Consider the following 11,009-nt stretch of genomic DNA (forward strand, 5'->3'; position numbering starts at 1 on the left):
CCCTCTATCCTCTATAAATAATATCCTCAGCTAACGATGTAAACACTTCTCCTACAAGAGAGTCTTCATCATATACAGATGAACCGTTATTTTCTTCTCGTTTTGCAAAAGGTATTTGCGCGATCACTTCTGTTTGCAATTGTTCTGCAAGCATTTCGCCGCCACCTTTTCCGAAGAGATAGTTTTTCGATCCATCTTGCTCTTCATAATAAGCCATATTTTCTACAATCCCTAAAATCTCGTGTTTCGTATGCTTTGCCATAACTCCTACTCTAGATGCTACGAACGAAGCTACATTGTGTGGTGTTGTAACGATAATTTCTTGCGCCTGCGGGATCATTGCTGCAACATCAATCGCAACATCTCCTGTACCTGGTGGTAAATCAAGTAATAAATAATCTAATTCTCCCCAGTGCGTATTCGCAAGGAAATTTTGAATCCATTTATTTAGCATCGGACCGCGCCACATAACTGGGTTATTTCCTTCTGTAAAAAATCCCATCGACATGATTTTAACACCGTGACTAATGACTGGAATTGCCGTTTGATCAATCATCGTTGGTTTCGTATTCGTTTCCATCATAGCTGGAATACTAAAACCATATATATCCGCATCTAATATCCCCACTTTTTTCCCCATACGAGCTAGTGCAGTTGCAAGATTAATTGTCACCGTTGATTTTCCAACTCCACCTTTTCCACTCGTTACAGTAATAAACCGTACTCCTGAATCAAGGCGAAGCATGCTCGGCATACCAGTTTCTGTTCTACTATTTTTCTTTAACTTCTCTGTTAAAGCTGCACGTTCTTCTTGTGTCATAGAACCAAATGTTACATCCACTTTAGAGGCACCAATTGCGTGAAGTGATTCTTCAATATCTTGTTGAATTTTTGCTTTTAACGGACAACCTTGTATTGTTAGTACTACTTCAAGTTTAACCTCTGTTCCGTTCATTTGTATATTTCTAACCATATTTAATTCTACAACACTTTTGTGTAACTCTGGATCCTCTACATGTTTTAATGCATTTATTATTTGTTCTTGAGTAAGCATAGAACTCATCCCTTCTCTTATTCTAATTTATATACAACATCTTCTCGGCGCTTCATCTGTTGAAAAAGCTTATTACCCTCCGCTAACGGGCGGGATTAATGCGACTATATCTCCTACTTTTATCATCTCTTCATTCGTTACAAACTCTTCATTAATTGCAACCATTACTGTATCCAAGGATTGCAAATGATAACTATCTTTCAACCATTCTTTTAATTGCCCAACAGTCATTTCTTGTTTTTCTGAAATTATTAATTGATCCAATCCGACTTCCTCACGCAAATTTGCAAACAATAAAATTGTAATCATTTTCTCATTCTTCCTTCTTTGGTTTTCCTTCTGGATATGGTGTGTTTTCAAGTTGATCTCCAACCCACATCGTTCCATCTTCCCGAAATTCTTTTTTCCAAATTGGAACGATTCGTTTTATACGTTCAATCGCGTACTCATTCGCTTCATAAGCTACTTTACGATGCGGTGATGAAACTGCAATGACTACCGCAATATCCATGATTTCTAGCCGCCCTACACGGTGCGTAATTGCTACTTTTGCATCCGGCCATCTTTCACTAATTTCTTCACCAATTCTCATAAGTTGTTTTACTGCCATCGGTTTATATGCTTCATACTCTAAATGTAGCGTTCGTTTTCCTTTTGTAAGTTCTCTCACGGTACCAATAAATGTTGTAATCGCACCCGCTTCCCTTCTTGCGACTTTATTCGTTACTTCTTCAACTAAAATCGGATTATCTACAATCTCAAATAACACTTGTCCCATTAGAACCACCTCTCACTTTATGAAATGTCCAAGGCCATTCACTACCTTCGTTATCTTCTAATAAAAGAACATCGACAAACATATCTTTTTTATATCCTCTTGTCCCGCCCGGCAATACGATAAACACGTTTGATTCTGCCAATGAGGAAACTGAGCTAGATTTATCAAAACCTGATGGATAAGCTATTAATTTCCCCTCATCATATTGCAATTTCGCTCGTACAAATCTTGTAAATGGATTCGGTTTTAGAAAATCTTCTCCTAATAACGCTTTTTCTCTTTTTAAATGTACTTTTTCACTAAACATATACGCCCGAATACACGGTCTTACGAATAATTCAAACCCTACATAACAAGCTGATGGATTTCCTGATAAACCAAATAATAACTTGCCATTTAATTGTGCTACAGTCGTAACACTCCCTGGCCGCATTGCAACTTTATTGAAAAGAACAGAGGCACCTAACTTTTCGTAAATAGCTGGTAAATAATCGTAATCTCCTACTGATACACCGCCCGTTGTAATTAACATATCCACTTGGCCAAGCGCTTCTTTCACAGCTGTAAAACATGTATTAAAATCATCACTAAACTTCCCAAAATATTTTACTCTGCCGCCTGCTCTTCGAATTTGAGACAATATCATATACGTATTACTATTTCGGATTTTCCCTGGCTGTAATGAATCATCGACATCAAGCAATTCACTCCCAGTCGCTAACAGTCCAATTACAGGCTTTCTCGCAACTGGCACTTCACTATAACCGAATGTAGCAAGAAGAGCTGAAATACCTGGATTAATGTACGATCCTTTCTTTGCAAGAACCGTTCCTTTACGAGCATCTTCACCTTGAAAAGAAATATTGTCGCCCTTTTTGAATGATCGCTTCACTTCCATATAATTGTTGCCATTCTTCTCATATTGACGAGTCAGCTCTAACATAACAACCGCATCACACCCATTCGGAATTTGTGCTCCCGTCATAATTCGAACTGCTTGAAACGGACCTACTTTCTCATGGAATAGCGATCCTGCACCAATTTCACCCACTACTTCAAATACAATTGGCGTTTCATAACTTGCTAAATTAGTATCTTCTGCTCGAATAGCAAATCCGTCATACGGCGAACGATTAAATGACGGTACATCATGGTCAGCTATTAAATCCTCTGCTAATATACGTCCATAAGCTAATTCAATTGGTAATAGCTCCTTTAAGCCTTTATCAGCAAATCCCATCACTTTACGAACAGCTTCTTCAACCGTAATTGGCACTCTTCTTTCCATTGTTGACACCCTCTCTATTAACCGAATACGCGATAATATAGTTGTTTCGCTTTCGAAATATCATTTGTACCATGAATAAAAACACGACCATCTCGAAAAACAACCACGCGGTAATCATCGAATTGGCAAGATAGTAAATACGGATTCCGATCTACTTTCCCCAGTTTTTGTAATACTTTTTCTATATCATCAAAATTGTATTTCCTATTGTCTACTGTTCTAATTTGAACTGTATTTCTTCCGCATAAAACAGCTGCTTTCGTTTGATTTTCGTATGATAAATAAGGATAAGTTCGATTCAAACCGCATGAGAGACAAGCGTCTGTTTTTATTTTCCCTAATTTTATAAAATGATTTTGATTACTCCATATATCAAACATGAAAAATGTTTTTCTAATTGCTGAGAAATCTTCCACTAAAATTTTGAGTGCTTCTGCCAATTGATATGCTGCGACGATTTGAACAGTCGGGCTAATAATTCCAGCGGTATCACATGTCACACCTGTAACAGGAATATTTTTCAGCATACAATGTAAACACGGTGTCTCTTGCGGAATAATTGTATAACTCATACCATACGATCCAACGCAAGAACCATATACCCAAGGAATATTATGTTTTTGTGATAAATCATTTATTACAAATCGAATATCAAAATTATCTGTTGCATCAATGATTACATCTACATTTTTTAATAGACCTTCCATATTTTCTGAAGTTACATCCATTACGAAAGCATGTATTTGTACTTCCGAATTAATTTGTTCTAACCGATTTTTTGCAGCAATTGCTTTCGGCATTTTCTCTCTCGCATCTTGTTCAGAGTACAATTGTTGCCTTTGTAAATTACTCCATTCAACGTAGTCACGATCAATAATCGTCAACTTGCCAACACCTGCACGTACGAAACTTTCGGCACTTGCACTTCCTAATGCGCCTGCCCCTACAATTAACACATGTTTATTTCGAATTTTTTCTTGTCCTTTACTCCCAATTGGTTTGAACAACTGTTGTCGTGAATACCGATCAGCCATTACATACCCTTCCTCTCAAGAACTCTATTTCATATTAGAATGTTGTTTCTGATAACAAGCAAAGTAAGCAAAACCAACAAACCCAGCTCCTCCAATTACATTTCCGATAAAAACAGGAACAAAATTTTTAGCCAAATCCATCCACGTTAGATGACCAGCAAAAATAACAGCGGAAATGACAAACATATTTGCTACTACTTGCTGAAATCCAATCACTACAAATGCCATAATTGGAATCCAAATTCCGATGATTTTTCCGACAAAATCACTCGTCCCGTAAGCGAGCCAAAGAGCAAGACAAACGAGCCAATTACAACCAATTGCTAAAATTAAAGTTCTTCCAAATGATTCATGTAACTTCCCTTCCGCTATCGCTACTGTTTTATTTAAATACTCTCCCTCTGTTAATCCGCCAAGATGTCCAAAGCAATACGCAACGAAAATTGCCCCAATAAAATTCATGAGAGTAATCCAAACCCAGTTATTCAGTACACTTATCAATGTAATTTTCTTTGCATAAAGCGCCATAGACAGTGACATCATATTTCCCGTAATTAATTCTCCTCCTGCTAATACTACGAGCATAAGTCCAACAGGAAATACCGCTCCTCCTAAAACATTCACTAGACTCCCCCAGCGCTCAGGTAAATTCCCTAAAACTCGAATGTTAAGTAAAAAACCTATCGCAATAAACGCTCCTCCTAAAAAACCGAGAATAAGCATCGCTGGCAATGTCTGTCTTACTTTTTGAACACCGGCCTCAATGACAAGCTCAGCAATTTGTTCCGGCTTATGAAATGCCATTACCCATTCCTCCATTTTCTCCAAATAAAAAAGCAGCTTCAAAAAACCTCCTCAAAATAAAGGTTTTTGAATGCTGCTTAATTTCTCTGCACATCTTTTACAGAGATATCAATCATCACTTTTACTATAAAATAGAAAATCCACAACTCTTGTAAATTCCCCATTTTTCACTATGACGCTAGCTTTATATATTAACCACCGATATGTGACATTTCAATTTTAGGTATTGTATTCTTATTTTTATGATTTAAGCGTTCATCTGAATAACGATCTTCCCTATTATTCCATATATCGCGTACTACATCTGTAATGTCCTCATCTGTATGTTCAGAACGAAGCAATTCTCTTAAATCATTTCCTTTAGAAGCAAATAAGCAAGTATATAATTTTCCTTCTGCAGAAATACGAGCTCTCGTACATGATAAGCAAAAAGAATCTGTTACCGATGAAATAATACCTATTTCCTCGTCGCTTCCTATATAACGATACCTAGTAGCCACTTCACCAGAATAATTTGCTTCTATCCGTTCTAACGGCATAACTTGATGAATCGTATCTACTATTTCTTGTTTAGAGACGACCTCTTTTAAATCCCAACCATTATAATTTCCAACGTCCATATACTCAATAAAACGAAGAATATGCTTGTTTTCCTTAAAGTATTGCGCCATCTGCAAAATGTCCTGTTCGTTTTTTCCCTTTTGAACGACCATGTTTATTTTAATTTTCATTCCAACTTCAGCTGCAGCCTGTATTCCTTCCAGAACCCTTTGCACTTTGCTCCTATTACCATTTAAATAGAAAAACCGCTCTTCTTCTAAGGAATCTAAGCTAACTGTTACACGTGATAGTCCCGCCTTATATAAATCAGGAGCAAATTTTTTAAGTAACGATCCATTGGTTGTTAAACCGATATCTTCTACACCATCTATTTTATGAAGCCGCTCAATAAGCTTTGGAAGCCCTCTTCTAAGTAACGGTTCTCCGCCTGTAATCCTTAATTTTCTCACACCTAAAGAAACGAAAATACGTGTTATCCTTTCAATTTCATCAAAAGATAAAATTTTGTCATTAGACAAAAACGAGTAATCAGGACCAAATATTTCTTCTGGCATACAATATCGACAGCGAAAATTACAGCGATCAGTAACTGAAATACGTAAATCCTTTAACGGACGTTGCAACTTGTCTAATGTAACTGATTTCATCTTCATTGCCTCACTTTTATTTTATATTTAAAACACGCTCTGGATGGGTATACACATTTAAGGAGTGATTACGAATAAATCCTATTGTCGTAATACCTAAATCTTCCGCTAGTTGCAAAGCTAACTCAGTTGGAGCTGATTTTGATAGTATAATTTCACAACCGATTTTTGCAACTTTCAATAATATTTCCGAAGAAATACGACCACTAAAAACAATGATTTTATCTTTTATAGAAATATCGTTTTTTAAACAATAACCGTAAATTTTGTCTAGTGCATTATGCCTACCAATATCCATTCGGCTTAAAATAATACCATTCACATCACATAAAGCTGCATTATGAACCCCGCCAGTATGATGAAACGTATCCGCAGATTGCTGCATTTCTTTCATTAACCGAAAACAATCATCGGCAGCAACCTGTACATGGACACCCTTCATCTTTTTTGCACTTAGTGCATCATTTGCAAAAACAAATCCTTGCCTACTCATACCACAACAAGACGTAATATATCGTTTATTTTGCATTTGTTCATAATACGGACTTACTTTTGTCGTTGTTACATGTACAAATCCTTCTTTCTCCTGCACCCATACACTATCAATATCTTCATACTTTCGAATGATTCCTTCAGATGCTAAGAAGCCTATTACCATATCTTCTATATATTCTGGAGTACTAACCATTGTAACAAACTCCTGTCCGTTCATTTTAATGGTGACAGGAAACTCTGTTACAATGCTGTCCTCTATATGCTTAAATACCTCTTGTTCATAACGAAAGATTTCTCTTTCTACCTGTATCGGTTTCACGATCAGTATCCTTCTCTCACGTTATATTTTTATCAAAAACAAATACCGAAACTGCAATATCTTCTTCTACTTTCATATCTGAAAACAAATTCACTAATTTCGCGCCAACAAGTTCCTCCAAATGTTCACGGGAATTCGCAGCATACACTTCTTGAATCATTTTTGTTCTAGCCAGATGAACCATTTCCGCACCGTCCATCGTACTTGAAATAAATTTTTCAGTAGGTGTTAAGTTTCCATAAAGAGTCGCTATAGCCATATTTTCTGCAAAAACAGTATGAATTCGTTCCGGTCCTTTTCCGAAAAGTTCCTTTCGAAGTTTTCGGATCATATCATTAAATTCATGTACTTTTTTTGACATACAATTATACCTCCCAAAAGCCTCATTTTACTTTATTATATATTTTACCAAAATGAGCCTTCCGCCCAAACTATTTCGTACAAATATTTGGGCGAAAAGGTTCACTTCATGAAGTTTATTCGTCTTTTAACCCTTTCCCCATTCCTTTTAAGAAATGAAGCCCAAACCCGATCGCACGGTTAATATCTGGGTCTTTCAATACTTTCATAAGATCGAATACCCCTACTTTTTTATTACTTTCTAGATGTTCATTACCTTCTTCTAGCCCGACTAATAAACTACCTATAAGCTTTTTCGTAAGTTCTGGGTCAAGTTCAGTTAACGCACCTGCAGCGCCCATCATATTATTAATTAAATTTGTAACAGGCTCACGAGTTACTTGACCTAGAACAATCTTCGCAATTGGTTCTTTCGCTTTTAGCATAGAATTTGCAGCTTCTAGCATTCCAATGTCATTTAATTCCCCTACTATATTAAACATCTGATTTAGAGCTTCTTCATTATTAGTTAGAAGCTCTTTTAAATCATCTAACTTTTGCTGTTTTATTTCTTCCTCAGTTAATTCTTGTTTTTGAATCATTTTTATAGGTGCAGCCATAGTTTTCTCCTCCTACTTATCCGTTAAATGCACATACCCTGTACGTGCCCACTTACGATGTACCTCAATTCCAGCTTGAGGGTGACGTTTTTTATTGCGTGGGTTCGCTTTTGGCATCGGATTTTCGCCATCAACTTCTAACACTTCCATACGTACTTTCGTTTGTTTATACGCAGGTGTATTCGTACGTACATCCACAGCAGGACCTGTTAAGAAATTAATTGCCGTTTCGTTATCTGTAGAGTTCATCGGTAAATATAACTCATTCGCTTTTACACGATCTGTAACGAGTGCACGTAATTTTAATGCTCCAAAAGGAGAGACAAGACGAACTAACGAACCTGTTTTTACGCCACGTTCTTTTGCAAGGTCTGGAGAGATTTCAACGAAAACACCAGGTACTTTCGTTTGAATACCTGTTGATTTATTTGTCATATTCCCTTCATGGAAATGCTCAAGCATACGACCGTTGTTAATGTGAAGGTCAAACTCGGCTGGAAATTCAGCTGGACGTACCCAGTCAGCAATCGCAAAACGAGCTTTTTTATCTGGGAAGTTAAATCCATCTTGGAACAGAAGTGGTGTATTCGTTCCATCAAAACTTCCCCAATGGAAACTGTTCCATCCTTCAAGCACTTCATAGTTCGCTTGCGAGAACAATGGTGATAAACTTGCCATTTCAGCAAAGATTTCACTTGGGTGGCTATAATTCCAGTTTGCACCTAGTTTATTCGCAACTTCCTGGACGATCCACCAGTCTGGTTTCGCATCTCCTAGCGTAGGAAGAACTTGATATAATCTTTGGACACGGCGCTCTGTATTTGTGAAAGTACCTTCTTTCTCAAGAGATGGCGCTGCTGGTAATACAACATCTGCATATTGAGCAGTTTTAGAAAGGAAAACATCTTGCACAACGAAGAAATCAAGGCTCGTTAACACTTCATGTACATGATTTGCATTAGAATCTACAAGAGCCATATCTTCTCCGACAAGATACATTGCTTTCATTTTTCCTTCGTCAATTGCGTGAAGCATTTCAATATTATTAAGACCTGGTTCACTATCAATTTTCACTCCGTAAGCAGTTTCAAATTTCGCACGTTCCATTTCGTTAGTAACGTGCTGATATCCTGGAAGCCATCCTGGTAAAGTACCCATATCACAAGCACCTTGTACGTTATTGTGACCTCGAAGTGGGTATGCACCTGCTCCTGGACGACGATAGTTCCCTGTTGCAAGAAGTAAGTTTGAAATCGCAGCGGAAGTATCAGAGCCACCTGTATTTTGCGTTACTCCCATCCCCCAAAGGATACATGTACCATCTGCATCACGAATCATTTCAGCCATTTGAATAAGTGTTTCTTTTGAAATACCAGTCATTTCTTCTCCATATTTAAGTGTATATTCTTTCAGGCTCTCTTTGAAATCTTCAAAGAAGTTTACATTCTCATTAATAAATTCTTGATCATGCCAACCTTGATCAATCATATATTTCGTAACAGCCATTAACCATACTTGATCTGTTCCTTGTTTTGGACTAATAAAGACATCTGATCGCTCTGCCATTTCTGTTTTACGAAGATCAGCTACAATTAACTTTTGTCCGTGTAATTTATGTGCACGTTTAATACGTGTAGCTAAAACAGGATGACCTTCTGTCGGATTACATCCTACAATAATAACAAGACCAGATTGCGCAATATCTTTAATCGTTCCTGCATCACCGCCCATACCAATTGTACGGAACAAACCATCCGTTGCTGGTGATTGGCAATAACGTGAGCAGTTATCAATATTATTCGTTTCAAATACTTGTCGGGCTAGTTTTTGAATAACGTAATTGTCTTCATTCGTAATTTTAGATGAAGAAATAAAACCGATAGCATCTTTACCATACTCTTCTTTAATCGATCCTAATTTACTTGCAACTACATTCAATGCTTCTTCCCATGTAGATTCAACAAACGTTCCATTTTTACGAATTAAAGGTTTTGTAATTCGTTCTTTAGAATTTACGAAATCCCAACCAAATTTCCCTTTTACACAAGTGGAAATTGCGTTAACTGGTGCATCTGAAGATGGCTGTACTTTAAGGATTTTACGCCCCTTCGTCCACACTTCAAACGAACAACCTACACCACAAAATGTACATACTGTTTTCGTTTTCTTCGTACGAGTATCACGCATGGCCGCTTCCACTTCTGATACCGCAAAAATACCGCTATATCCAGGCTCAACTTCTTTAATTAAATCTACCATCGGTTCAAGAATATCTGGTTTTAATCCCGTCATAAATCCAGCTTCACCGAGCATCGTTTTCTCCATTAAAGCGTTACAAGGGCAAATCGTTACACATTGACCACAGCTAACGCATGAAGAATCATTAATATTTACTCCTTCATCCCAAATAACTCGTGGGCGTTCCGCTTCCCAGTCTATCGATAACGTTTCATTTACTTGTAAGTTTTGACACACCTCAACGCATTGACCGCATGCAATACATTGATTAGGGTCATAGCGATAAAACGGATGCGTCATATCAACTTCACTTACATCTACTTTCGGTTCATAAGGATATTTTTGATGTTCGATTTCCATTAATTCTGCTGTATTATGCAGTTTACAGTTCCCATTGTTATTGTCACATACTGTACAGTATAATAAATGATTTTCTAGTAACCGATCCATCGCCTCTGTTTGTGCTTCTTTTGCGCGAACAGAAGCACGTTCAATGTCCATACCTTCCGTTGCTATCGTCGAACAAGAACGCATTAACTTTCCGTCAACTTCTACAATACAAGTGTCACATGTTTGAATAGAATCTACTTCTGGCACGTAACAAATTTGCGGATGTTCAATCCCGTTCTCATTAATCACACCCAATATCGTTGAACCAGGCTCCGCTGCATACTTTTTTCCGTCAATTGTAATATGAACCATGTTGTCATTCATGGTCTTTCCCCCTTTTTGAGAATAAAAAAACTCCACCACGAAAATATACGCACCACATTTTTGGCACGCTATTATCATGGTGGAGTAGTTTATTAGCACATCTTGCTAAAATACCAAT

Annotated in this window: 11 protein-coding genes; all 11 read right to left on the reverse strand. The window is 37.3% G+C overall.

Translation table 11 applies throughout. From position 1 onward, the window contains the following. Window positions 1-4: 4 nt before the first annotated feature. The 11 genes from DOS87_RS20005 to fdhF all read right to left on the reverse strand — a co-directional run bounded on the left by DOS87_RS20005 (window position 5) and on the right by fdhF (window position 10,891). A complete protein-coding gene (locus tag DOS87_RS20005) occupies window positions 5-1,054 on the reverse strand; it encodes a P-loop NTPase (RefSeq protein WP_098578230.1) in 1,050 nt (349 codons plus the stop codon). Between the two features lie 72 nt (window positions 1,055-1,126). After that, window positions 1,127-1,363: a molybdopterin converting factor subunit 1 gene (gene moaD / locus DOS87_RS20010; protein ID WP_000628473.1), complete on the reverse strand. Its 237-nt coding sequence runs from the start codon at window positions 1,361-1,363 to the stop codon at window positions 1,127-1,129. A 4-nt stretch (window positions 1,364-1,367) separates the two neighbouring features. Continuing rightward, window positions 1,368-1,832, reverse strand: a complete 465-nt coding sequence (gene moaE / locus DOS87_RS20015; protein ID WP_000531883.1) for a molybdopterin synthase catalytic subunit MoaE — start codon at window positions 1,830-1,832, stop codon at window positions 1,368-1,370. Continuing rightward, window positions 1,813-3,120, reverse strand: coding sequence for a molybdopterin molybdotransferase MoeA (gene glp / locus DOS87_RS20020; RefSeq protein ID WP_000442187.1), 1,308 nt, complete (start codon window positions 3,118-3,120; stop codon window positions 1,813-1,815). Before glp ends, moaE begins: the two co-directional genes overlap by 20 nt. A gap of 17 nt (window positions 3,121-3,137) precedes the next feature. Further along, window positions 3,138-4,154, reverse strand: a complete 1,017-nt coding sequence (locus DOS87_RS20025; protein ID WP_098425607.1) for a molybdopterin-synthase adenylyltransferase MoeB — start codon at window positions 4,152-4,154, stop codon at window positions 3,138-3,140. Window positions 4,155-4,178: 24 nt separating this feature from the next. Beyond that, the gene (locus DOS87_RS20030) at window positions 4,179-4,958 is read right to left on the reverse strand and encodes a formate channel (protein WP_000863998.1); all 780 of its coding nucleotides are present in this window, start codon (window positions 4,956-4,958) and stop codon (window positions 4,179-4,181) included. Between the two features lie 191 nt (window positions 4,959-5,149). Beyond that, the gene (gene moaA, locus DOS87_RS20035; protein WP_000844114.1) at window positions 5,150-6,166 is read right to left on the reverse strand and encodes a GTP 3',8-cyclase MoaA; all 1,017 of its coding nucleotides are present in this window, start codon (window positions 6,164-6,166) and stop codon (window positions 5,150-5,152) included. A gap of 16 nt (window positions 6,167-6,182) precedes the next feature. Next, complete coding sequence (gene fdhD, locus DOS87_RS20040; protein ID WP_000802664.1) at window positions 6,183-6,980, reverse strand: formate dehydrogenase accessory sulfurtransferase FdhD; 798 nt, start codon at window positions 6,978-6,980, stop codon at window positions 6,183-6,185. 16 nt (window positions 6,981-6,996) lie between these two features. Continuing rightward, window positions 6,997-7,341, reverse strand: coding sequence for a Na-translocating system protein MpsC family protein (locus DOS87_RS20045; protein ID WP_000039580.1), 345 nt, complete (start codon window positions 7,339-7,341; stop codon window positions 6,997-6,999). Between the two features lie 115 nt (window positions 7,342-7,456). Further along, window positions 7,457-7,939 (reverse strand): helical membrane plugin domain-containing protein, encoded by a 483-nt coding sequence (locus tag DOS87_RS20050; RefSeq protein WP_000729897.1) that lies wholly within the window; start codon window positions 7,937-7,939, stop codon window positions 7,457-7,459. 12 nt (window positions 7,940-7,951) lie between these two features. Further along, window positions 7,952-10,891, reverse strand: a complete 2,940-nt coding sequence (gene fdhF / locus DOS87_RS20055) for a formate dehydrogenase subunit alpha (RefSeq protein WP_098578231.1) — start codon at window positions 10,889-10,891, stop codon at window positions 7,952-7,954. Window positions 10,892-11,009: the final 118 nt, after the last annotated feature.

Origin of the sequence: Bacillus sp. CR71, assembly GCF_003429245.1 — a bacterium.
GTDB lineage: Bacteria > Bacillota > Bacilli > Bacillales > Bacillaceae_G > Bacillus_A > Bacillus_A thuringiensis_S.

Excerpts from the sequence above, each read along its gene's own strand:
- DOS87_RS20045 (WP_000039580.1), bottom strand. The coding sequence starts at position 7,341 with ATGTCAAAAAAAGTACATGAATTTAATGATATGATCCGAAAACTTCGA.
- DOS87_RS20030 (WP_000863998.1), bottom strand. The coding sequence starts at position 4,958 with ATGGCATTTCATAAGCCGGAACAAATTGCTGAGCTTGTCATTGAGGCC.
- fdhF (WP_098578231.1), bottom strand. The coding sequence starts at position 10,891 with ATGAATGACAACATGGTTCATATTACAATTGACGGAAAAAAGTATGCA.
- moaE (WP_000531883.1), bottom strand. The coding sequence starts at position 1,832 with ATGGGACAAGTGTTATTTGAGATTGTAGATAATCCGATTTTAGTTGAA.
- DOS87_RS20025 (WP_098425607.1), bottom strand. The coding sequence starts at position 4,154 with ATGGCTGATCGGTATTCACGACAACAGTTGTTCAAACCAATTGGGAGT.
- DOS87_RS20050 (WP_000729897.1), bottom strand. The coding sequence starts at position 7,939 with ATGGCTGCACCTATAAAAATGATTCAAAAACAAGAATTAACTGAGGAA.
- DOS87_RS20005 (WP_098578230.1), bottom strand. The coding sequence starts at position 1,054 with ATGCTTACTCAAGAACAAATAATAAATGCATTAAAACATGTAGAGGAT.
- glp (WP_000442187.1), bottom strand. The coding sequence starts at position 3,120 with ATGGAAAGAAGAGTGCCAATTACGGTTGAAGAAGCTGTTCGTAAAGTG.
- moaD (WP_000628473.1), bottom strand. The coding sequence starts at position 1,363 with ATGATTACAATTTTATTGTTTGCAAATTTGCGTGAGGAAGTCGGATTG.
- moaA (WP_000844114.1), bottom strand. The coding sequence starts at position 6,166 with ATGAAATCAGTTACATTAGACAAGTTGCAACGTCCGTTAAAGGATTTA.